Below are 25,433 nucleotides of genomic sequence, written 5' to 3'. Positions count from 1 at the left end.
CCTTACTATATTGGAAATTAGGGTTTTATTTACTATTCATTTACGGTGTACCAGCCAATCCCCATAAAATAACAACCGCTACAAAATAAATTGCTTTAATCGCCACTACTAAACATAATGAAGCAATTGCATATTTACTTAATTCTCTTCTTGCACCTATTAAAGTGAAAATAACCGCCAAACTAAATGTTATATAAGAAGTTGCTGTATGTATTAAGTTATACGTAATGTCTAAATTACTTGTAAGTCCTGTTATATCAGCTACAAACTGAAGCATGACGATCGTACTAAAAAAAATTGCAAACTGATTCATTAATTTCCCATTTATTCGTGCTTGCATCGCTGCCCTCCTAACGACTGAATATTCAATTAATTTTATCATCAGATTACAAAAAAAGGAATCATCTCTTTATACTATTGATGCAGAAACAAAAAAGAACGCTCAGTCACCTAAGCGTTCCTTTCTTTAAGAAGCTTTCTTCAAATCAATTTGAGCAAGTACTGGGTCATGATCGCTTACACGTCCGTGCTCTTTCATTATGTTTGAGTTTAAGTGCACTGGATCTACAATTGTGTGCGGTGCGATGTTGTTTGTTACTAAAATATGATCTAACACTTGTGCATTTCCTTCGTGAATGTACGTGTAACGATTCTCTTTCGGCACTGTGTTTAACATATTCTTTAAGTTTGTTCCTTCTAGTGCTTTTAGTGGTTTAGCAAACTCAAAATCGTTCATATCTCCTAACACAACAACTGGTGCATTTGTGTTCTTTTTCTGAATTCCTTGTACAAATTGATTTACTTCTTGTGCTAACTGAATTCGTTTGTCTTCACTTTTTAATACGAGCGGTTGCACTTTTCCAAATGGCGTTGCATCCCCTATTTTTGAGTTTAAGTGATTTGCAACGACAACAACGTTTTGTCCTTGGAACGTAAATTCTGCCGCTAACGGTTTACGTGTACTTTCAAATAATGAACTTTCGTCTCCAATGCGAACCACATTTTTATCAAGTAACTTCGGTACTACTGCTAATTTCACGCGTGATGGGTTGTAGAAGAAACCGACGCGAATATTCGCTCCTGGTGCTCCTCCGTCTAGATTATTGTTTGGAGCAATTTCTACATACTCATACTTCGGTCCACGAATTTCTAGAACTGCATCAATGATACGTTTTGCGCTCAATGACGCATCTGTTGTACCGTCATTAATTGATCCGTTATTATCTTGCATTTCCTCTACACCGATAATATCTGGCATTTTTAAATTGTATTTAATAGAATACGCTAACGCTTTTACCTTTTCATCTGTTGTTTCTTTTTTATTCGCCGAGAAGTTTTCAATGTTATATGTAGCAACTGTTAACTTATCAAGACGAGGCTGAATATTTGCCCCTACTTGCTTAAATCCACCATCCACTACAGCTGGCAATTCTGTTATTGGCGAAATACGGAAAGAACCGTAATCATATCCTACTACCCCTGTTATATCTCCAGTGAAAGTATCTCCTACTTTTGCTACATAATCGCGAGGCACTTTTACAGAAAGACGCTCTGGGTTTAATTGATTTTCATCTAATAGAGGTGTGCCATATTGTGTTACTATTTTATCTCCACCATTTTTTACTGTTACATATAAATTTCCGTTTTTCTGAGGTGCAATAATTTTTGGTGTTGGCATCGTAACACGCATACCTTCTATACTCTCATAGAAGTCGATTGCATCTTCATTTGGATCAAATAAACCAAATGCATCATTATCAATAATCTGATCCGGGATTTTCACACCGTTTTCCCCAAGTACAATCGGTGCTGGTAAAGATTGATCTTTTGCGATTACAACAACGCGACTCGCCTTAATTTCTGTCGTCGTTAAGTCTGTTTCAAATCGCTCTGCATATCCTGGTCCAACATATTCTTCTACTACTCCATCAACTTGAATAAGATCTCCTACTGCTACATTCGCATCTTTTTTGTATACGTACATACCTTCTGAAGTAGCTGGATCATTATCTAGCTGATTGTCTTCTATATAAAAGCCGTTTTTATCAAGCGCTGTGACAACGCCTTCCACATTGTATACTTTCTTCCCGTTGTAAGGAGACATATGTGATTTTCCTTGAATGTCATGAATACGAACCTGTTCATTATTTACGATAATAAACGAAAACGTCGAAATTGCTGAAGAAGTAAGCCCTTCTTTTTCTGCGATTGCTTTCACTACACTATTTTCATTCACTACAATTTGTCCATTATAACGAACGCTTTTATTAGTAGGATTAGAGCCATCTAACGTATAGTAGATTGTTGCCCCTTCTGTATTCGTCGTTAATGTTACCGCTGTTCCTTTAGCAACTTCTCCACCGTTCGGTGAAGCTACTACATCGCTAACACGGTTTTGGCCTTCACCTTGAAACTTATAAGCTGTTACTGATTTTAAACCTGGGTTACTAAAATATAATTCAAGAGTCCCAGTCAAACTAACTTTCTTCCCGATATTTTCAGGATGATCTTTTACATTCACTGCCGTTCTCACATCACCTTTTGGCAACTGAACAGGCATGATTTTGTCTGGATTCGTTTCGTTTGGCGAATCTGCAATTGCTACGTTTGTATCATCAAACTTAGCTGGATCCTTCGTATATTTAGAAGAACTTTGCGTATATCCAACAATGTACCCTTCCACTATCCCCTTCGTTTTCCCTTGCTGCTTAAATACTTGAATTGCTTTTTCTACTGACATAGAAGCAGTTTCTTCTGCTTGCGCTAAAGTTCCAGTAAATGAAAGCAATAGCAAGAATGATAAAAAGACACTTAACAATTTCTTCACAGCCATTTTCCTCTCCATATTTCATATTTTCTCAGCATTTCTATCATAACAAATGATTCGTTATATAGAACTATTTTTCGACAAATTTTACAAAAGATTTATTTAATTTACAAGCTTTCAACCTATAATACAAAATAATAATTTTACACCTTCTACAAATGCACTCTATAATGTTAGAGAGAGAAAACAGAAAATATCGACATTTGATTGGCATGTAAAATGGATTCATTTGAATAGGAGTGATTGGATGGAAGTGCAAACAGAAACATACCGCGCAGCTATGAATGGAACATTAGAACGTCATTTTTCAGATATGATTGCTGTTATACCAACTAGAATTACAATTGAGCAGTTAAAACAGCGGCTAGAGACTATCGCTACTAAAGTTGATGAGTTAAAAATTGTTTATAGTGATGAGACAAGCCTTATTTTTGAGTTACATATGGATGAAGCAATCATACCGTATGAACTGCATATTGATGAGGCGAATGACCCAGAAGAATACAAAATGTACAATAGACAAGATTCTACAATCGTAGATCGTAATTTTGAAGATGCGGCTTTCGGCACTGAAATTTTCACTCGTACGCTATTTGTAGGCGATGTACTGGACTGCTTTTTCCAGCAGTTACAGTTTTTATGGAATCTCGCCCCAGATTTGTTATTTGTAATCGATTCAAGTGCAGCAATGAAAGTGATATCTAGAAGCTATATTGAATATCACGTTGAAAATGAATTATTACCTGACATTCCTGACTTGTACGTTATTCATTCTGTTTATGAAGACGATAAAGATGATGAGCCTACGCAATATTGGTTTCATACACACGGTCTTTTAAGAGCAGGCGTAACTGAAATAGAGTTAATTATTCCAAATCGCATTTCTTCCTACTACGGCATTAGCGATCTCTTTCAAACATTTGCTAATAATGCGGTTGAAAATGGACAAGTCCCTATGAATGAGCCTATCGTTATCGCGCATAGTCAGCAAGGTTCTATACATACAGTCGCTGTTCCGTGGGAAAAAGGATTATCTTATATAGGGCATAAAACGAGTATGGACCAATTATCTTCAATCGAGGATGAAGAAGTGAAACTACAACCAATAGATGCACAAAATACATTCTTAGGCGGAATGGATGCCCGAGATGAATACCATCAATCTCCATCCGTTCTCTTATTCAAATTTAATACTTCAGAAGAATATATTGAAAGTTTTTTCAAAGAACACGAGGAAGCTACAGGGCTCATGTTCTATAAAACAAATAGTGAAACCAATCGTATGGCTTACAATGCGAAAAATACTTTCGGGTATTTCAGCAACATTTTTCACATTGAACAATCAAATGAAGATTTTCGTTTCCTTGCTAAGTTTGGTGTCTCCTACGAAGAAGGAAAAAGTGAACATATGTGGTTTGAAATGCAAAATATTACGGAAGATTTCATTCAAGGAATACTCATTAATGAACCATATTTTATAGAAGATATGAGTGAAGGAAATAGTTATCATTTAGATTTTGATAACTTAACAGAGTGGGTTATTTATGCAGGAGATGCCGTTATAAAGCCAAATAACTTATATATGTTTATTGGCGAATAAGTATTTTATACAATAAACGAAACGCCTTCAATATAATTGAAGGCGTTTCGTTTATTGTGCGATTAATTCAGCATCTATTACTTTCTCCAAATGAGATAATACACGCTTTGCAGCTTCCTCACCTTGATTAATACAATCTGGAAGTCCAGCACCAGCATAGGAGCTACCTGCCAAGTATATACCAGGCAACTCTTTCTGCATAAATGTTGTGAGCTTTTTCATTCGCTCATTATGGCCTACTGTATATTGAGGCATCGCTTCTTTCCAGCGGCTTACGATTGTAAATTCTGGATCCTCTGTAATATCCATCGTTTTTCTTAAATCTTCTAGTACGAGCTGAACGAGTTCTTCTTCAGTTTGTTCTACAACCGCTTCATCACCAGCACGTCCAACGTAACAGCGAAGGAGTGTTTTTCCTTCTGGCGTTGTATGTGGCCATTTTTTATGCGTCCACGTACATGCTGTAATCGTGTAATCGCTATTTCGTGATACGACAAATCCTGTACCATTAATATCGCGCCGGATTGCTGACTTTTGGAAAGCAAGTGCCACATTCGCAACGGATGTGGCCGGAATATTACGGAAAAAACGAAACTGCTTGTACTGAGCAAACATGGACGGCAATACTTTATGCGAAGTTGCCACTACGATGGCGTCCGCTTCTATTTCTTTTCCATTACTAAGAGTAATTGTATAACCATCACCCTGTTTTGCAACTTTTTCAATGCGAGTTCCCTTTATTATCGTACCTTCATGCATCTTTACTTCGAGAGATTCTACGATAGATTCTAAACCTGTTTTCACTGTTTGGAAGATTCCTTTTTTCGGTTTAGCTTTCTCTTCTTTCGGAGCGAGCGTACGCATACCGAGTGAAATACTGCGATGTTTCTGCTCAATCTGATACATTTGCGGGAATGTTGACATTAAGCTCATTTCATCAATATCCCCTGCATAAATACCCGATAGTAACGGTTCTATTAAGTTTTCAACCACTTCGTTTCCGAGGCGATGTCTGAAAAATTGTCCGAGTGATTGGTCAGATACTGGCTTTGACCTCGGCATTAATAGATCAAAACCAGCTCTTAGTTTACCAATTGGGGAGAACAGCCCGGAAAATAGAAACGGCGTAATTTGCGTTGGAATTCCCATCATTGATCCGCTCGGCATTTTATGTAACCGATTGTTTACGAGGATAAATGATTGACCGGCTTGATTATTTACAAGTTCATCGCCAAGACCTAATTCTTTCACTAATCTAGCTGCACTTTCTTTTCGTGCTAAGAAAGAATCCGGTCCGCGTTCAATTGTAAATCCATCTTTTCGAACGGTTTGAATTTTTCCGCCAAGTTTACCCGATGCTTCTATAAGTAATGTATCAATCGGCAAGTTTTTTTCATGAATATTTTTTTGTAAGTTATACATTGCTGTTAATCCCGTTATGCCTCCGCCGACGATCACAACTTTTTTCCTCAAGCAGGCTCCCCCTTTCTTCTTACAGTACAGATTCTTTTTTCTTTAATACAACATCTGTTAAACAATCAATAAATGCGTCCGATGCATTTGGCATTTCTGGACGATAATATTTCGCACCAATTTCATCCGTTACAACTTTACACTCAAAGTCGTTGTCATATAAAACTTCTAAATGTTCAGCAACAAATCCAACTGGTGCATATACGAATGAAGTATAACCGTGCCTTTCATTTAGTTCTCTCGTTAAATCTTGTACATCTGGACCAATCCAAGGATCTGGTGTGTTTCCTGCACTTTGCCAGCCTACTGCATAGTTTGCTACTTCAGCTCCGCGCGCGATATAATCAGCTGTTTCATTTAATTGATCTGGATATGGATCGCCCATTGCAATAATTTTCTCTGGTAAGCTATGTGCAGATACGATTAATACTGCTTTTTCACGCTCTGCATCTGACATACCGTTATATATACCTTTCACTGCATCAACCCAGTACTGGATGAATTTCGGCTCTTTATACCAGCTATCGATGCCGTGAATTGTTAAGTTCCCAAGTTTCTCAGCTTCTTCTTGTGCTCGTCCAACGTATGATTTCACGCTAAACGTAGAATAGTGAGGTGCAAAAACAAGTGCGATTGCATCTTGTATTCCGTCGTTATGCATATCTTTCACCGCATCTTCAATAAACGGTTCAATATGTTTTAAACCAAGATACATATGGTACTCTACTTCATCTTGCACTTCATTTAAACGCTTCTCTAACTTCTTAGCTTGCTCTAATGTAATAGTAGCTAAAGGAGAAATACCACCAATTGCACGGTAACGCTCTGTTAAATCTTCCAGCATTTCAGGACTTGGCTTTCTTCCTCTGCGAATATGTGTATAGTAACGTTCAATATCTTCTTCTTTATATGGCGTTCCATATGCCATTACAAGCAAACCAATTTTCTTTTTCATACAGCAATTCTCCTTTACTTCGCTAACTGCCCTTTAGAGTATTCATGAATAAATGTAGTTAAACGTTTTAATGTATCTGGATTTACTTCTGGGAATACACCGTGTCCTAAGTTAAAGATATAACCAGGCTCTTTCATCCCTTGATCTAAAATACCTTTTACATGTTCTTCAATAACAGACCATGGCGCAAGTAAGAATGAAGGGTCCATATTTCCTTGTACCGCCTTATGAACGCCGCGTGCACGTGCTTCTTCAATTGGTAAACGCCAGTCTAAGCCGACTACATCAAGCGGTAAATCGTGCCACTCATTCACTAAGTGTGCAGCTCCTACGCCGTGCATAATCATCGGTACACCCATAGGGCGAACTTCTGCAAAAATACGCTCCATTGCTGGTTTAATAAATACGCGGTAATCTGCTACATTTACTGTTCCAACCCAAGAATCGAAAATTTGAACTGCTTTTGCTCCTGCGTTAATTTGCGCTTTTAAATATGTAATAACCATATCTGCTAGCTTATCCATTAAAGCAAACCAAGCTTTTGGCTCTGCATACATGAACGCTTTCGTATTATGGTAGTTACGAGATGGACCGCCTTCAATCATATAGCTCGCTAATGTAAATGGAGCTCCTGAAAAACCGATTAACGGTACGTCTAACATTTCTGTCGTTAATAAACGAATTGTATCTAGTATGTACGGTACATCATCTTCTGGATTGATTTCCCCTAGTTTTTCTACGTCTTGTAAAGAACGGATTGGGTTATCGATAACTGGGCCAATACCTGATTTAATTTCTACATCCACACCAATTGCAGGTAGTGGTGACATAATATCTTTATAAAGAATTGCTGCGTCTACGTTATATTGATCAACCGGCAATTTTGTAACGTAAGCACATAACTCTGGATTGTGTGTAATTTCAAATAAAGAATACTTTTCTTTAATCTTTCTATATTCCGGCTGTGAACGACCTGCTTGACGCATATACCATGCTGGTACATAATCGGTACGTTCCCCCCTACATGCTTTTAAAAATGTCTCATTTATAGTTCTTACCAAGACCCTTGCTCCCTTCCTTACCAATGCTTCGAATACGTTCGATATTTATCTTTTTTTACTATACAGCTTGTAAAAACAAAATGCATAATATTATGTACGTTGTTCATTAAATTGACACAAACATTCGTAAAAACGCTTACTATTTTCACAACATTCTTATTATAACACAGAGAAAAACTATGGTTTAGCTACTTTTGACTTTTCTCCTTCGCGATTCGTTTGTGTATTGTATGGTACAACGTAAAAGCTCGGTTTTGAAAATATGTTAACGAACTTTTCCTCATATTCTCCAGCACCATTTACAGTGCTAACATGCGTATGAATTCCGTTCTCCACTCTATAGATTCGGTACATAATTCTGTTATCTGGAAGTGGCGTCCAACTTAATTTTGCTTTAAATAAACCGAAAGGGCTAAATGATAGTTTCATTTTTACATCTTCAATTCTACGCAGCCGAATCGGAGCACCGATTGTTTCCACACCTTCAGGCTTCATAAACTTCTCTTTATGTTCTACATTAGCCTTCGTTAAAATTTTCTTAAACAATTTTGTCGCAGATGCACTTTCTCCTTGCAACTGATGTTCCTTATCCGTACGGTCATAACCAATCCAAACAGCGCCTACTAAGTTCGGTGTATAGCCGACGAACCACATATCTCTTGCTCCCTTATCGTCATTTGGCAATGAAGTTGTACCTGTTTTTCCAGCTAACGCACCGTTATATACACCTGCTCTCGCTGTCCCTTCCTTCACAACTCCTTCTAACATTTTCGTCATATACCATGCCGTCTGTTTCGAAAAAATTTTCGTCTCTACTTTCGGTGATTCCCCAATGACTGCACCGTGTCTATTTAATACTTTATCAATAACGTGCGGCTCAATAATATTGCCATTCGCTAAAAATGAACGATACATTTTTACAAGATCAAATGTTGAAACACCATTTTTCAATCCGCCAAGTGCTGTACTTAAACCAGCATCTGCAATATGGACATTTCCTTTTTCTAAATATTGCTTTCCTTCTTCTACCCCTAACTCATTTAATAGAGAAACTGCTGGTACGTTTGCCGACTCTAAAATCGCATCATACATCGTCATTTCTTTTGAATACTCATGATTATAATTTCGAGGTTCATACCCTTCAAAAGAATTTCTTTCATTCGTTAATAAAGAATACGGATTATACTTTTTCGTTTCTAGTGCTGGTGCATAAACGATAAGTGGTTTTAAAACAGATCCGGGCTGCCTTTTGGCAAAAACACGATTAAATCCTCTCGGGACGTACTTTCTTCCCCCAATCGCCGCTTTAATCCCTCCCGTACGATTATCCATTAATAAAAATGCACCTTGAGCCCCCTCTTCTTTCCCAGGAAAATTCCTTGCATCTTGAAACTGGTTATACGCTACCTTTTGAATTTTTTCATCCATAGGTACGACAAACGTATATCCTCCGCGAAGTACTTCTTGATGAGACAACCCGTATAAACGAGCGGCTTCATCTATGACCATATCAATATACGGCATATATGCAAGCTCATTTTCATCTAAGTTTTTATATAGAGCAATTATCTTCCCTTGATAACGAACGCTTTCTTCTGCAGTCAAATAGCCTTGTTTATGCATAAGTGACAACACGAGATCGCGGCGTTCCTTACTCTTCTCTGCAGAGTAGTACGGTGAATATCCGTTTGGTGACTTCGGAAGACCTGCAAGCATTGCCCCTTCCTCTACTGTTAAATCCTCAACATTTTTATTAAAATACAGCTTTGCTGCTGCTTGAATACCGTAAGCCCCATGACCAAAATAAATATGATTCATATACATTTCAAGAATTTGTTGCTTCGTATATTTTTGCTCTAATTGAAGAGAAATTGCGACTTCCTTCAATTTGCGCGTAAATGTTTTTTCACGAGTTAAAAAGACATTTTTAGCGAGTTGCTGCGTAATGGTACTACCGCCCTCTAGCTTTTCTCCAGCTAACGTATCTTTATAAAGAGCACGGAATATAGACGGATAATCAATTCCTTGATGCTCATAAAAACGAGAATCTTCCACCGCAACAAACGCCTGCTGCACATACTTCGGAATTTGCTCGATCGGTACGAGCTCCCTATTTTCTACGTATAATTTCGTAATTTCTTTCCCTTTCTGGTCAACGATACGTGATGAAGAGTGGAAAACGAGCTGCTTTTCATCCATCATATAGCCACCAGCTAACACGATAAGTTTATAGAGTACAATCGCTACTATAAACGTTGCGACGCCACCTAATAAAGTCCACTTTACTTTCTTCATACATCGGCCTTCTTTCCAAATGATGGTACATTTATTATTTGAAAAAGAAGTATCTTTATGTATATAATCTTCGAAGTTTTTTAAGAGAGTTGATATAATAGAAACAAACTATTAAGGGGGCATTAAAATGAAGGCTATTATTTCATACGAAACACCTCTAGAACAAGCACATTTCACTGCAAAAAATGATGAGAAAAATATGTTTTATAAAGAAAATACAGAAGAATCTGTAGAATGTTCTCTTCAGTATGACGTACTAGACGCTGTTGGAGAATTTAAAGGACAACCTGGCTATATCGTTTGTAACAATATTTCTGTAACAGACGAAGGTCGCCCAGTATTTGAAAACCGTTTTAAAAACCGTGCAGGCCTTATTGAAAACGAACCAGGATTCCAAGCGATCCGTGTTCTACGCCCATTAAGTAACGATACATATGTCATCTTAACGATGTGGGAAACGGAGCAAAACTTTAAAGACTGGACAGAATCACGTTCATTCGAAAACGCTCATAAAAAACGTCCTGCACAAGCAGAAGGACAAGCACAGGCGCATCCACATGCAGAACAGCAAAAGAGTATTTTCTCTCGTCCTTCTTTTGTGACTACTTTTGATGTGTTAGTTTAATTAAAAAGTAATACAACACTAGCAGTACGTGAAATTATATCAACGATTTTTCGAATATATCTATCACATCTTTGAATATATCAACGATTTTTCAAATATATCTATCACATCTTTGAATATATCAACGATTTTTCAAATATATCTATCACATCTTGAAATATATCAACGATTTTTTCAATTTATCTATCACATCTTGAAATATATCAACGATTCGACTAAAGATATCGATTTAATGACAAAAAGGAAACACCATTACACACCGGTGTTTCCTTTTTCTTTGTACCAATTATATATACGAAGCGAATCTTTTTTTCTCATATGCTTTACTTCATAACCGCGCCCGGCTACCGCTACAAGAGTTGTACATAATTCATCTTTTCTTTGAAAATACGATTGATTATAACCTACTGCTTGAACATGTCTTCTTCGCATTATTCCTGTATATTTCGAAAAATTACGATATACAACCGTTAGTTGATTTTCTCTTAATTCATAACCACCACTTTTATATCTAGCATACGCAAGTAACAAAAACACGATAAATAACGGTAAAATAACAAACAACGCAATATATCGTTTTAAATATATACTCACGCTGGCAATTAGAACTGTGAGTATGATACTTATTAACCAGCCCATAATGAAATAACGACGCAACGCTGTTTTTGGTAAGTGAACGATCTCCGCTTCGATTTCATAAGGTAACTCTAAATATGTGAGCAGGTGCTGTACATCTTTTTTCTTCATAAATGGATGCAACATTACTTCGTTACTTGCTGCTCCAATACTTTGAATTGCTTCCACTTCAACAGCACAATAGCCAAACGGCTGGCGAAGCATACCTTCTTTTACAGTAATCGCTTGAATGCGGTGCAATTTTAAGACAAACTCTTTCTTTTCAAATAATCCTTGAACGATACGAATCTCTTCCCCTTTTCGCCCAATTTTAAAGTTTGCATATTTCAACACATATCCAGCCGTGGAAATAATCCATGAAATTGCCATTAAAATTAATGCAATTACAATTAGTTTATAAACACCGTTTCCCATCACATACGCTTCTACTTTACTTGTGAATCCTTCAGGAAGAACAAAATCAAACTTTGTGTAAAGAAGTACTAGTCCAGAGAACACTAGTCCGAACCGACCAGATGTAATCGCTGCGGCTAAAACCTCTTTCGCTGTTAACTGATAAACCGTCTTGCTTTCTTCCTCTTCTATTTCTTCTTTTACAGTAGTTTCTTTCTTATGTAATACAGAGATTAAATGTTTTGCCTCGTCTTCTTTAATACCAGCCAACATCACTTCTGGTTCATTACCACCACCGGCTACTTCTATATTTAACTTCATGAGTCCGAGCATTTGATAAATGAAGTTAGAAGACGTACTAATATTTTGTACACGCTCTTTATTTAAATAGCTTTCCTTCTTTACAAAAACACCGTGCTTTACATGTAACATATTATTCTCAATCCAGTACACTTTAAAATACCATTTAATTGCTGAAAAAATAGCCATGATGAATAAAACAACCAGAAGGAAAAGATAAAATAAATACCAAGGTTCCACTTGTTCATCAGGTTTAAATAAAACAAGAATAATAAGTGGCAACAAACTCGCAACCCTAATACCTAACAATATCGTGATCGGATGTTGCCTCTTATACATCCTCATCACTCACTTTCGCAAGTTCTCCAATTTGTCTTTTCAGCTGTTCTGCTTCTTCTTTCGTTAAACCTGGGATACTATGAGAAGTTGCGGCTGTTGAAATGTGTAATTCTGCTAAATTATACTTTCTCATAATCGGCCCTTGCTCAATCGTTACGTGCTGCACACGGATCATCGGAATAAGTACGCGTTCTACAACAAACATTCCCTTTTGAATCTCAATCTCTTCTTCATTTAATCTGTAACTATAATAGCGCTGACGTAAATTTGGAAACACAAAATAATCAAGTGGAATAAATGTAATGGCTCCTGTTACTAATAGTCCAAACAACCACCCCCACCAGTTAAAGTTAATCATGAAAAAGAAATATGCAATTACGACTGTTAGTATAACTGCCGCCCCAATTAAAGCGTGAATCCTCCACACTTTCAGCATATTAGAATGAATCTCCCTTTCTAACGGCTGCATCTCATCACTCCAATTCTATGAATTTATTACTTATATATTATCAAAAAATAAGGTTTTATATACATTTTTGTAAATTTATAGTCAAATAAATATAAGTGAATCAAAAGCATGTTAAAAAACATATATTATAAATATGAATTATATTAGACCAAATAAACCCTGCATGATTCATGCAAGGTTTATCGTTTTATACACAATATATTTCATCATTGTTGAGATATACTAGCATCGCTTTCAATTCGATTTTCTTTTTGACTCAGTTTTTTATCTTTAGATTTTTTTAATGTTAAAGTCATGCCAATAAAAATAAAAAGAATTCCTGTTATTTGCATTAAAGTTGGACGGAATCCAGTAAGTACAGTATCTAATAATATTGCCACTGCCGGATCTAAAAAAACTAATATTGAGATTGTTTTTGTAGATAAATGGCGTAAACTATCAAAAAACAGATAATACACTATCCCAGTGTGAATAAAACCAGTAGCTATAATATATGTCCAATTACTTTGAGTGAGGCCACTAAAAGCATCTAAATCTATAAATGGTATTAAAAGAAATATCCCCAAGAATGTTTGTAAAAATGTCATTGCATACGCACTCATTTTGTTAATCCCTTTACCAAATAAAGTTGTAAATGCATAAAAGAGAGCTGCAAGAAATCCCCATATCATACCTGAAGACATTAATGAGCCTACAGAGAAGCTTCCATCGATACCAGCAATTAATAAAGCTCCCACAAAACACACAATTATTGAAATGATAGATATTAATGTTAATTTTTCTTTAAAGACGATACTTCCAATTAACAGTACAATTACTGGTGCAAGATGATAAACTGAGATAGCAATTGTAACTGACATATTTTCAAAGGCTTTAAATAAGAAAACCCAATTAAATACTAAGAAAAAGCCACATATTAAAACTTGAATAACTTCTTTTCGTTCCCATTTATCTTGTTTATATTGCCCTGTAAGCAACCAGCATACACTTAAAAATATTGTCGCAAAAATACACCTTACAAACACTAATTCAAACGAAGGCAAGTTTGTTTGAACAGAAAAAAATCCAACTGATCCAAAGATAACCATTGACGCTATCATCTTTAAGGCCGGTACCGTTTTCTCTTGCTTAAAACTTTTTTGAAGCAAATTAATCCCCCTCCAATAAAAAAATCTGTTTATAGTGAGAAAAACACCAGCCTAAAAAAGGACAGGTGCTTTTCCTCAAAAACACTCAACTACAAGTTTTTCCCAGCAGTCCAACCACCATCAATTACAAAATTAGAACCAGTAATAAAGCGGGCCTGATCAGAAATCAAGTACTCAATACATGAAACAATATCCTGCGGCAACCCCCAAGTATCTAAAGATTGATTACTTTTTATCATAGACATCAAGGCTTTATTACTAAAGTATTCTTCTGTAAGTTCAGTTCTAATAACACCAGGAGAAATGCTATTTACTCTTATATTTTGCTTCCCAAATTCCATAGCCATCTGTTTAGTCAATCCGATTAAGGCATGCTTTGATGCCACATAAGCAGCTCGCTCTGGTTCAGCCATTAATCCAGAAACCGATGCTATATTCACAATACAACCTTTTATTTTCGATTCACACCATCGCTTCGCTACTTCCCTAGAAAGTATAAATGGGGCTACTAAATTTACATCAATTACTTTTTTAAACATATCATCGGATAAATTTAAAACAGGTGTTATCTCTCGAATACCAGCAGCATTTATTAATATATCAGGAGAAAGCTTTTCTAAATCTAATTGAGTAAAAAGATTATGAATCGCTTCACTATTACTTAAATCAATTTGCACTACTTTCAAAGGCATATCTGTTTTCATATAATCTATTAAGTTATTATTATTAATATCAAGAGCTATTACATGAAAGGATTTTTCTAAAAAGTATTTTATACAAGCATGACCTATACCACTATTGGCTCCAGAAATCATAATTATTTTATTCTCTCTCATTTTGTCTCCTTATAAGAAAATGTTACTAATAAAATATCACGAAAAGCTTCAGTACTACATTCTGTTCCAAGTGGAGTTACGGCATGGAAAACCTTTTGTCCAAATACTAAAGTTTCTAAAGGCTCCTTCAAACTTATAAACTGATTAATTTCCCTTGGAGAATTAGCTATTAAATTATCTCCGCCAATAGCTGTATTACTTAAATTCATAAGGTGTAAAAACACTACTGGTTCATCATCTTTATGTAACCAAATAGGTGAACTAAAAGATGGTCTTTCTTTAGTAGCTTTATATCTTACTTGATGTAAACCTATAATTAAATCTTTACTTGTATCTATTATATTTGTTTTAAATGCAAATTCAGTATCGAAACGCACGATATTTTGAATTAAAGGATTATATAAAAAACTATCATTTATGCTATGGAACTGTCTAACTTTACCGCCATCATCATAGTTATATTCTTTAGATTGGAAGTAATCATTACTATTATCTAAAATATAATCTGGTGAATCAACATACTTTATATACCTTGAATAAGATCTAGCACGGCATTCACCGTACGCATCATCTTCCAAATTATAATAATCTAACTGTGCTTGTGTTAATAAACGATGATTCTCTTCCTCTTGTAAAAAGATTTCATTTGAGATTTCAAGGAATCCCTTAGATTCAAATTCATGTACCTTTTCTTCTATGCTAAAGCCACTCATTTTACTAAGAACAAACGTCATTATAAAAACCTCCACACTATTGTATTTTTCTTTCTCACCCTATGTTAGAAATGCAATAAGTAACCGAGATTCTTGCTTAATAAAATTAAAAATTATGATATTCAATTAATACACCAAATGAAATATATGTAATCCATTAAAACTATTTCTTAAGCAATATTATATATCCTCTTGGTTATTTTTTCTAATTATCTGAAGATTTTTCAACATTAGTCTTAATATTCAAAATTAAAGAAATGTATTTTTCAGAAAGAGAAAACTGCGAGTATTGCAATTATTTATGTATATAACTTTTTTTAAAATTATATTTTAAATATAACTAGTTTTTTATAATTTTTTTGATATAATTACATACGGGAAACGGGAAGAATTTTGTCTTCCCAAGTGTTTTTATTTGCATCTAGTTCTTTTGCTAGATGCCTTTTTTTATGTTAAAAAAGGTATCCTCAAATACTTTGAGGATACCTTTTCACTTTTATTATCTCTGCTGTTTTCTACCTAATACGAGTAATCCAAAACTCATCATTACAAGAAGTGCTCCCATATATGGTTCCACAGGCATTTTCTGCCCTGTCTTTGGTAATTCTTTTTCCGGTTTTTCTGGACCCGGTGTTCCAGGCTTTTCTGGACCTGGTGTTCCAGGTTTTTCTGGATTCGGTGTTCCAGGTTTCTCTGGATCTGGTGTTCCAGGTTTTTCTGGATTCGGTGTTCCAGGTTTCTCTGGATCTGGTGTTCCAGGTTTTTCTGGATTTGGTGTTCCAGGTTTCTCTGGATCTGGTGTTCCAGGTTTCTCTGGATCTGGTGTTCCAGGCTTTTCTGGATCTGGTGTTTCTGGAACTGGTGGTGCTAAATGATTCAATTTGTTTAATACTTCTAATTGAACTGCATTTATCATTCCATTTGTAATTTCAAATGGAATTGGATTAGTTAATTTTTCATATCCTTTTGGTGCTTCTACTTCTACTAGTGTGTAGTTACCTACAGATAGATCTGCGATTTTTGCCTTTCCATCTTTATCTGTTGTTACTTTCACTACTACTTTGCCCGCTTCATCATGAACTTCAAACACAGCTCCTGATAAGACTTCCTTGCTTTCAGCAGCCATTTTTGTAATCTCCACTGAACCTTTGTCTAACTGTTCATTCTCTACTTTCAATGATAAGACTTTCGTCATACCTTTTTTAATTTCGAATGATACTGGTTCCGTTAACTTCTTATAACCTGGTAAGCTCTTCGTCTCTACTAATTTGTATTTTCCTACTGATAGATCTGAAACGTTTGCTTTTCCTTCTTTATCTGTCGTTATTTCAGTTACTATTTTGCCTTGCTCATCTTGTACTTCGAAGACTACGCCTTCTAATGCTTTTTGGCTATCTTTATCTACTTTTGTTACTTCTACATTTCCCTTGTCTAACATTTCATTTTCTACTGTTAAAGCAAGAGATTTTGTCATACCTTTTTCAATTTGGAAAGTAATCGGATCTACTAATTGTTTATATCCTTTTGGTGCTTTTACTTCTACTAACTTGTATGTGCCAACTGATAAATTAGTGACTTGTGCTTGTCCTTTTTTATCTGTCGTTATTTTAGCGACTACTTGTCCTGCTGCATCTTGAATCTCAAAGACTGCATCAGCTAAAGCATCTTTATTTTCTTTATCTACTTTTGTAATTTCTACATTTCCTACATCCACTAATTCATTTTCTACAGTCAATTGTAATGCTGTAACTCTACCTTTTTCAATTTCGAATGAAACTGGCTTTTCTAGTGGTTTGTATCCTACCGGTGTTTCTACTTCTACTAACTCATACTTTCCAATAGATAAATCTGAAACTGTTGCTGTTCCTTCTTTATCTGTCGTTACTTTCGCAACTACTTTTCCTTTTGAGTCACGTACTTCAAATACAACATTTTCTAATGGTGCTTTACTGTCTTTATCTATTTTTGTGATTTCTACATTCCCCGTATCTACCATTTCATTTTCTACAGTGAACGTTAAAGATTTTGTCATACCTTTTGTAATTTCAAATGGTACAGGCTTTTCTAATTTTTTGTAGCCTGGTAAACTATCTACTTCTACTAGCTTGTACTTTCCTACTGATAAATCTGAAACTGTTGCTTTTCCAGCTTTATCTGTCGTTACTTTCGTTACTACCTTGCCTTTGTCGTCTTGAACTTCAAAGACTACCCCTGCTAACGGTGCCTTATTATCTTTATCTATTTTTGTAATTTCTACATTTCCCGTATCTACCATTTCATTTTCTATTTTTAATGATAGAACTTCTGTCATTCCTTTTTTGATTTCAAACGATACTGGTTCTGTTAATTGTTTGTAACCTGGTAAGCTTTCTTTCTCTACTAATTTGTACTTTCCTACAGATAAGTCTGAGATTTTTGCTTTACCATTTTTATCTGTTTTTACTTCCGTTACTACTTTGCCTTTTTCATCTTGCACTTCGAAGACTACATCTTCTAATACTTTTTTACTATCTTTATCTACTTTTGTAATTTCTACTGAACCTTTATCTACTAGTTCATTCTCTACTTTTAATGATAAGACTTCTGTCATACCCTTTTTAATTTCGAATGATACTGGCTCTGTTAGCTTTTTGTAGCCTGGTAAGCTTTCTACTTCTACTAGTTTGTAATTTCCTACAGATAGATCTGAAATTTTCGCTTTTCCTTCTTTATCTGTTGTTACTTTCGTTACTACTTTGCCTTTTTCATCTTGCACTTCGAATGTTACGCCTTCTAATAACGCGCCACTTTCTTTGTCCACTTTTGTAATTTCTACTGAGCCTTTATCTAACTGTTCATTCTCTACTTTTAATGATAAGACTTCTATCATACCTTTTTTGATTTCGAATGATACTGGCTTCGCTAGTTTTTTATATCCTGGTAAGCTTTCTACCTCTACTAGCTTATATTTTCCTACTGATAAATCTGAAATTGTTGCTTTTCCATCTTTATCTGTTTTTACTTTCGTTACTACTTTGCCTTTTTCATCTTGCACTTCGAATGTTACGCCTTCTAATAACGCGCCACTTTCTTTGTCTACTTTTGTAATCTCTACTGAACCTTTATCTAACAGTTCGTTCTCTACTTTCAATGATAAAACTTTCGTCATACCTTTTTTGATTTCGAATAATACTGGTTCTGTTAATTTTTTGTAACCTGGTAAGCTTTCTTTTTCTACTAATTTATACTTTCCTACTGATAAATCTGAAATTGTTGCTTTTCCTTCTTTATCTGTCGTTACTTCTGTTACTACTTTGCCTTTGTCGTCTTGAACTTCGAAGACTACGCCTTCTAATAATTTTTGACTATCTTTATCTACTTTTGTAATTTCTACATTTCCCTTGTCTAACATTTCGTTTTCTACTGTTAAAGCAAGAGATTTTGTCATGCCTTTTTCAATTTGGAAAATAATCGAATCTACTAATTGTTTATATCCTTTTGGTGCTTTTACTTCTACTAACTTGTATGTGCCGACTGATAAATTAGTAACTTGTGCTTGTCCTTTTTTATCTGTCGTTATTTTAGCGACTACTTGTCCTGCTTCATCTTGAATTTCAAAGACTGCATCAGCTAAAACATCTTTATTTTCTTTATCTACTTTTGTAATTTCTACATTTCCTGTATCTACTAATTCATTTTCTACTGTTAGCTTTAATGCTGTTACTCTACCCTTTTCAATGTCGAATGAAATTGGCTTTTCTAGTGGTTTGTATCCTGCCGGTGTTTCTACTTCCACCAACTCATACTTCCCAATAGGTAAATCTGAAACATTTGCTTTTCCTTCTTTATCCGTCGTTACTTTCGTAACTACTTTTCCTTTTGAATCACGTACTTCAAATACAACATTTTCTAATGGAGCTTTACTATCTTTATCTATTTTTGTTATCTCTACATTCCCTGTATCCACCATTTCATTTTCTACTTTTAATGATAGAACCTCGGTCATGCCTTTTTTGATTTCAAATGATACTGGTTTTTCTAGCTTTTTATAACCAGGTAAACTTTCTACCTCTACTAATTCATACTTTCCTACAGGTAAATCTGAAACATTTGCTTTTCCATCTTTATCTGTCGTTACTTTTGTAACTTCATTACCCTTTTCATCTTGGACGATGAATGTTACTCCCGCTAACGGTGCTTTATTATCTTTATCTATCTTTGTTATCTCTACATTTCCCGTATCTACCATTTCATTTTCTATTTTTAATGATAGAACTTCAGTCATGCCTTTTTTGATTTCAAATAATACTGGATCTGTTAGTTTCTTATAGCCTGGTAAACTTTCTTTCTCTACTAATTTGTACTTTCCTACTGATAGATCTGAGATTTTTGCTTTACCATCTTTATCTGTTTTTACTTCCTTTACTACTGTTCCAGCTTCATCTTGCACTTCAAAGACTACGCCTTTTAATGCTTTTTTGTTGTCTTTATCTACTTTTGTAATTTCTACTGAACCTTTATCTAACTGTTCATTTTCTACTTTCAACGATAGGACTGTTGTCATACCTTTTGTAATTTCGAATGATACTGGTTCTGTTAGCTTTTTGTAGCCAGGTAAACTTTTCGTCTCTACTAATTTGTACTTTCCTACTGATAAATCTGAGATTTTTGCTTTACCATCTTTATCTGTTTTTACTTCTGTTACTACTTTTCCTTGCTCATCTTGCACTTCGAAGACTACGCCTTCTAATACTTTTTGACTATCTTTATCTATTTTTGTAATTTCTACTGAGCCTTTGTCTAACTGCTCATTTTCTACTTTTATTGATAAAGCTTTTGTCATACCTTTTGTAATTTCAAATAGTACTGGTTCTGCTAGATTTTTGTAACCTGGTAAGCTTTTCGTCTCTACTAATTTGTACTTTCCTACTGATAGATCTGAAACGTTTGCTTTTCCATCTTTATCTGTTACTACTTTTCTTACTACGCCATCTTTCTCATCTTGGACTTCAAATTCGACACCGGCTAATACTGCCCCGTTTTCTTTGTCCACTTTTGTAATTTCTATATTCCCTTTGTCTACCATTGCATTTTCCACTTGTATTGGGAATATGCCGTCCCCTGTTACATTTACTTCGAACTCTGTTTCTTTTAATTGGTAGCCTTCAGGTGCTTTTGTTTCTTTTAAAATATATTTTCCTGGTGCTAACGGTTTAGAGATTGCCTTACCATCTTTATCTGTAACAATATGTTCGACTACTACACCGTCTTTTACTATATCAAACTCTGCATTTTCCAATGGTTTTTCACCATTTTCCGAATCAATTTTCTTTACTTCAATTTGACCCTTTTGCATAGTATTTTTAATTTCAATTGTTTTTGTTTCTCCAGCTTGAAGTGTAACCTCTACTGGGCTTGTTAATTTTTGATATCCTTCTGGTGCTACTGTTTCATAAATTTTATACGTCCCAGGAGCTAAAGTTTGAGGTACTGAAAAACCTTTTTCGTCCGTTTTTAGTTTTGCAACAACTTCATTTGCACTATTTCGAACTTCAAATTCGGCACCTTTTAACCCTTTATTCGGATTCTCAGAATCTGTTTTATGAATCAATACTGTACCATCTTTTGGAGCTTCAGGCGGCGTAATAGTTACTTCTTTTGATGTTAATGTTTTATCATCAAAATGCAATTCCGCTTTATTAGGAATCTTCTTATCTACGTAAGAAGATAAGTCTGCATTATTTTTTATTTTCGCCTTGATACTGAGATTGATTATCTGGTCTTCATATGACTTATAGTCAAAACTCTCACCAAACGTAAATGTTACTTCACTTCTTTGTTTATCTATATTTAACGTTCCTTTAGAAGTAATATCTTGGCCATTTTGATCATACACTTTTGCCTCTAATACTTCTAAAACATCTTCTAAATCATCACTAATTACCATAGATGTGTATTTAGGAGGATCGTTCGGTATATGTGTACCAACTTGGTATTGAATAACTTGATCCATTTGTGTTAACTGCTCATTCTCTACAAGCTTGCCATTCTCATCAACTATATTTTTTTCAATGCTAGGTGGATTATTGTCACCTGAACCGGATCCTCCTCCACCACTTACAAATACTTGTCCTACTTTTTCTTCAGTTTTAATATTTTTACCTTCTAATTTCACAGTATTTTTATGAGGCTTTGCAGCAGGATTTGTAACCTTTGTTTTATATCTTAAAATATAACCTTTTGAACTGTCTGGAAACTCAATTGTAAATCCAGTCTTCGTTGCATTTATTTTAATGTTAGATAAATCTGCTGGCTTAATATTTGTTGGTGCATAACCATCTTCAAATACAGCCTCTTCTAATACTACGCTGTCTGTAATTAACTCATGCCCAGGTCCTAATGTATCTGTTAATTTAAGATCTTGCATTTCTGTTCCAGTTGCATTTACGTATACAAGCCAATCAGCAATTGAAGGATCTTCTTGATTATAAGAACCCCATTTCAATAAATTTTCCGTATTGGGCTGTGGCTTCGGTCTCTCTGTCGTATTATTTACACTTACTTCTTTATTGACGATTTGACCATCAACGTTAAATTCTAATGGAATTTCTTTAACACCATCATATGCTTCTAGACCAAAGTAGAATTCTACGAATAAAGAGCCTTTAATGTTATTCTTTCCTTCTACGTAATCACCCATAGTACACGTTAATAGACCCTTTTTCATCTCACATGTACCAACTGTTTTTCCTTCAGCATCTTTTAAAGGAAAACTCATATTCATAAGGTCTTTTCGAAACTCTTTTGGCATATCAATTGTGAATTGATCTCCACTTTTTATTTTTTCTTTAGCTGACCACTTCACTTCTACTTTCATACCATCTGAGGCTTGATACGGTTCAGATGTCGTGCCATCAGTACGGGAAATATTAATTTCGTCCACTGGACTTTTCATCACAGCAGCTTGAATAACTGGAGCCCACACATTCAGCACTGAAAATAATACTAGAAAAACTAATGAAACCATTGAAATATGCCTTTTAGTACTTTTCATTTGCATAGTTCCCTCCTATTTTTTATATTTATATAACAAAAAAAGACCGTCCGGTTGCATCAAAAATGTGCAACCAGACGATCTTAGTAACCAATATGTATTACCGTAGACTCTAAGCTTTGCGGCCTATCCTTTCGAATAGTGTGCTAAAAATATCTTTTATTCTTTTTTTGTTTCATTTTCCTCTTAAACCAAATATTACTATACCGTCTGGACGGTTATAATTCAATACTCTATAAAATTGTTCTATTTTTCTAATAAAAAAAACAATTCACCACTACATTAAATAAGTAATGGTGAATTGTTTTCGCATTATATAGTTCGTATATTCTATTTATACGAATTATCAATAAGAGCTTGAATCACTTTTTCTCTTAACTCGGGGCTTAGTCTGCCAACCCCTAAATATTCCGAATACCATAATCCATCTGCTGCTAATCTAATAATTGTTGCACAAACTGAATCTATCTCATCGTTTTCTATATTCTTTTGCAGTTGCTGAAATGATTGTTGTAATGGCTCAAGTAATTCAGGTTTTAACATGAATGCTGCCATCATACTACTAGACAACTCTTCTGTTCTTCTCTCATTACTTAATCTTTCCTCTACAAAAGAGCGAACCCATCTCCCTTTCCTCTCTGAGTCTTCCGCTACTTTATTGTAAATAGCGCCCTCATAATCCTCTATCCCTCTGACTATCATACCTTCTATTAAAGCTTCTTTATTTGCAAAGTGATACAATAATCCACCTTTACTTACACCCGCCTCTTTTGCCACTGCTTCTAAGGTTAATTTAGCAACCCCTTTACATTGCACAATTTGAGAAGCGGCCGCCAAAATCTTTTGCCGCGTTATGCTGATACTCATTCCTTTTTAAAACCCCATTTCTACTAAATTTATATAAATACGAATCTTATTTTTAATATTGTTGATTACTACTAAGTATTTTCTTTATACAACAAAAGCTTCATTACCTTTGAATTTTTAGTTACTTATTCTATTAAAAATTTCCATATCATTCAATATGATAACATTAAATACACAAAGTCGACTATACATCTATACTTTTGTATTCATTCCTAATATATCCATCAATAAAATTTACCGATGTAGTCCTTCTTATTACTTTATAAGACGGCAGTAATTCTTTCAGCATTAAATAAAAAATGTTATTACTCCCATCGAATCGAGTAATAACATTTTACTTAACAAATTCGCGGCCAACTAGCATCCTTCACATCTTCACTAGTCGGTTTTCTAACTGATCCAATAAAGTGAAACTTTATATCCGCAACATGGACAGGTGTATTTCATTTTGTCACTCCATTATTAACTTGTTTTCCCATATATTCCGACTCACAAAGAATGTAACAGCACAAATCATAGTTATCCCTATGAAAAATGTATTAGAATCTTCATATGTAGTTGGAATGCCTACCGTTACGAAAACAATACTAAAAGCTAAAAATAGATATAATAATAAAGATATAATATAGCTTAGTTTAAATCGTAAAATGATACCTCTAAACAATAGCTCACCAAGTAGACAGCCACCTAAAATAATAGGTACTCCGAAATACAATGTAAGGACTCCCATTTGCGCAGTAGATTGAATTATCTTTCCAATTATGTTCGGCGAAACCAGCTCACTATCGTTTCCCATCCTATCATATAAATCAAGTGCTGTTGCTGAAATAAAGAAACTTAATATAGAAAATGAATACGGTATTAAAAATTTGCTCACTCTCATTCACCTCGCTTTTTTCTTTACATATATTATTCATTATTTCCTATCATTTTTACATAAAAAAATAACCCTCTATGATAAAACATAGAGGGAAGCATTTCTATATAAAAATCTATACCTTATCCTGAAGTGAATCCCGAAAATAGGACAAATATCAAAACACCTAAACCATCTGCTATCTGCTCCCTACATTCTTTAGGGTAGATAGTTTATATGTTTTATTAGAAAGTAGTGCTCTCTTTTTTATAATATTCTTTTGAAATCTCTTCATAAAATGCTGCCGATGTCGAGTAGAAATAAGGTACTAACCATAAGAAACCGATTCCTATAGTAAGAATACTTAATATGAACCAGCCTAAGAAACTTAAGCATAGTAAAAAGTAATCCATTTTATGTCCATTCATCATATGACGACTCTCAGTAATCGCTTGATTCGCTGTATATTCTGGATGATCATTCAAAATAAAATATGTCATAGAATAAGAAAATGATTTAATAATACCTGGAATAATAAGAAGTAATGTCCATAGAGTCAAGTATACATACATTAGTAAATATGTTAAAAACGACTTCATCAACTTACTTCCATCGCTAAACCATCTAAATATATGACCAATGCGAGCATCAGTCCTACGAATTGCATTTAAAACAAGATAATAGGCACCTATTGTTAATGGACCAATAACAAGCATTACAATAATACTTACTGTGAGTGAATCACTTGCTTCTTCCCAACCCCAAAATATCGAAAAAATACCTGTGGTTAGCATTTCAACAGCTCCAATAAGGATTCCAATTAATAAAGTTGCCCCTACCGCTAATCCCCATCTTCCTTTTAATGCATCAAGTGCTTCTCTTTTCAACTGACTTATCATATATAACCTCCTAATACTATTTATATTTTAGTATACCATTTATATCAAAAATTCCACAGATTCCTCTAAAATAGAAGAATATTACCTTTTTTCATACATATTAATACA

At 34.7% G+C, this 25,433-nt stretch carries 17 protein-coding genes and 1 riboswitch; of the genes, 2 read left to right on the top strand and 15 right to left on the bottom strand.

All coding sequences use genetic code 11. The features are described from left to right. Positions 1 to 40: 40 nt before the first annotated feature. Entirely contained in the window at positions 41 to 340 is a 300-nt protein-coding gene (locus BCG9842_RS05265) for a hypothetical protein (RefSeq protein ID WP_001148894.1), read from the bottom strand. Positions 341 to 466: 126 nt separating this feature from the next. Further along, positions 467 to 2,833: a DUF6359 domain-containing protein gene (locus BCG9842_RS05260; RefSeq protein WP_000279290.1), complete on the bottom strand. Its 2,367-nt coding sequence runs from the start codon at positions 2,831 to 2,833 to the stop codon at positions 467 to 469. A 241-nt stretch (positions 2,834 to 3,074) separates the two neighbouring features. On the opposite strand from BCG9842_RS05260, the gene BCG9842_RS05255 reads away from it, so the two are divergent. Continuing rightward, entirely contained in the window at positions 3,075 to 4,427 is a 1,353-nt protein-coding gene (locus BCG9842_RS05255; RefSeq protein WP_000453727.1) for a DUF4026 domain-containing protein, read from the top strand. A 51-nt stretch (positions 4,428 to 4,478) separates the two neighbouring features. On the opposite strand, the gene hemY is transcribed toward BCG9842_RS05255, so the two are convergent. The 4 genes from hemY to BCG9842_RS05235 form a co-directional block, all read right to left on the bottom strand. Continuing rightward, on the bottom strand, positions 4,479 to 5,900 hold the full coding sequence (gene hemY / locus BCG9842_RS05250; protein ID WP_001228109.1) for a protoporphyrinogen oxidase: 1,422 nt from the start codon (positions 5,898 to 5,900) through the stop codon (positions 4,479 to 4,481). Between the two features lie 19 nt (positions 5,901 to 5,919). Next, a complete protein-coding gene (hemH, locus tag BCG9842_RS05245; protein ID WP_000726771.1) occupies positions 5,920 to 6,855 on the bottom strand; it encodes a ferrochelatase in 936 nt (311 codons plus the stop codon). A gap of 14 nt (positions 6,856 to 6,869) precedes the next feature. Next, positions 6,870 to 7,916, bottom strand: a complete 1,047-nt coding sequence (gene hemE, locus BCG9842_RS05240) for a uroporphyrinogen decarboxylase (protein WP_000252608.1) — start codon at positions 7,914 to 7,916, stop codon at positions 6,870 to 6,872. A 177-nt stretch (positions 7,917 to 8,093) separates the two neighbouring features. After that, entirely contained in the window at positions 8,094 to 10,211 is a 2,118-nt protein-coding gene (locus BCG9842_RS05235) for a transglycosylase domain-containing protein (RefSeq protein WP_000756277.1), read from the bottom strand. Between the two features lie 127 nt (positions 10,212 to 10,338). On the opposite strand from BCG9842_RS05235, the gene hmoB reads away from it, so the two are divergent. Next, on the top strand, positions 10,339 to 10,836 hold the full coding sequence (hmoB, locus tag BCG9842_RS05230; RefSeq protein WP_000644053.1) for a heme-degrading monooxygenase HmoB: 498 nt from the start codon (positions 10,339 to 10,341) through the stop codon (positions 10,834 to 10,836). A gap of 252 nt (positions 10,837 to 11,088) precedes the next feature. On the opposite strand, the gene BCG9842_RS05225 is transcribed toward hmoB, so the two are convergent. The 9 genes from BCG9842_RS05225 to BCG9842_RS05185 all read right to left on the bottom strand — a co-directional run bounded on the left by BCG9842_RS05225 (position 11,089) and on the right by BCG9842_RS05185 (position 25,325). Continuing rightward, the gene (locus BCG9842_RS05225; RefSeq protein WP_000278154.1) at positions 11,089 to 12,504 is read right to left on the bottom strand and encodes a PH domain-containing protein; all 1,416 of its coding nucleotides are present in this window, start codon (positions 12,502 to 12,504) and stop codon (positions 11,089 to 11,091) included. Next, positions 12,497 to 12,973: a PH domain-containing protein gene (locus tag BCG9842_RS05220; RefSeq protein ID WP_001182720.1), complete on the bottom strand. Its 477-nt coding sequence runs from the start codon at positions 12,971 to 12,973 to the stop codon at positions 12,497 to 12,499. The genes BCG9842_RS05225 and BCG9842_RS05220 overlap by 8 nt, the downstream gene beginning before the upstream one ends. A gap of 206 nt (positions 12,974 to 13,179) precedes the next feature. Next, positions 13,180 to 14,121: a DMT family transporter gene (locus tag BCG9842_RS05215; RefSeq protein ID WP_000939629.1), complete on the bottom strand. Its 942-nt coding sequence runs from the start codon at positions 14,119 to 14,121 to the stop codon at positions 13,180 to 13,182. 89 nt (positions 14,122 to 14,210) lie between these two features. Continuing rightward, positions 14,211 to 14,957: an SDR family NAD(P)-dependent oxidoreductase gene (locus tag BCG9842_RS05210; protein WP_001208943.1), complete on the bottom strand. Its 747-nt coding sequence runs from the start codon at positions 14,955 to 14,957 to the stop codon at positions 14,211 to 14,213. Further along, positions 14,954 to 15,691: a 2OG-Fe dioxygenase family protein gene (locus tag BCG9842_RS05205; RefSeq protein ID WP_000144818.1), complete on the bottom strand. Its 738-nt coding sequence runs from the start codon at positions 15,689 to 15,691 to the stop codon at positions 14,954 to 14,956. The genes BCG9842_RS05210 and BCG9842_RS05205 overlap by 4 nt, the downstream gene beginning before the upstream one ends. A 478-nt stretch (positions 15,692 to 16,169) precedes the next feature. After that, on the bottom strand, positions 16,170 to 22,709 hold the full coding sequence (locus BCG9842_RS05200; protein WP_001178126.1) for a SpaA isopeptide-forming pilin-related protein: 6,540 nt from the start codon (positions 22,707 to 22,709) through the stop codon (positions 16,170 to 16,172). Between the two features lie 59 nt (positions 22,710 to 22,768). Then, a riboswitch (cyclic di-GMP riboswitch) is annotated at positions 22,769 to 22,861 on the bottom strand. A gap of 172 nt (positions 22,862 to 23,033) precedes the next feature. Next, positions 23,034 to 23,570, bottom strand: coding sequence for a TetR/AcrR family transcriptional regulator (locus BCG9842_RS05195; protein WP_000028014.1), 537 nt, complete (start codon positions 23,568 to 23,570; stop codon positions 23,034 to 23,036). Positions 23,571 to 24,021: 451 nt separating this feature from the next. Next, entirely contained in the window at positions 24,022 to 24,447 is a 426-nt protein-coding gene (locus BCG9842_RS05190) for a hypothetical protein (RefSeq protein WP_002083032.1), read from the bottom strand. Between the two features lie 224 nt (positions 24,448 to 24,671). Continuing rightward, on the bottom strand, positions 24,672 to 25,325 hold the full coding sequence (locus BCG9842_RS05185) for a DUF975 family protein (protein ID WP_000625404.1): 654 nt from the start codon (positions 25,323 to 25,325) through the stop codon (positions 24,672 to 24,674). Positions 25,326 to 25,433 lie beyond the last annotated feature (108 nt).

Source organism: Bacillus cereus G9842 (assembly GCF_000021305.1).
Classification (GTDB): domain Bacteria; phylum Bacillota; class Bacilli; order Bacillales; family Bacillaceae_G; genus Bacillus_A; species Bacillus_A thuringiensis_S.
This window is presented reverse-complemented; position numbering and strand designations above follow the sequence as displayed.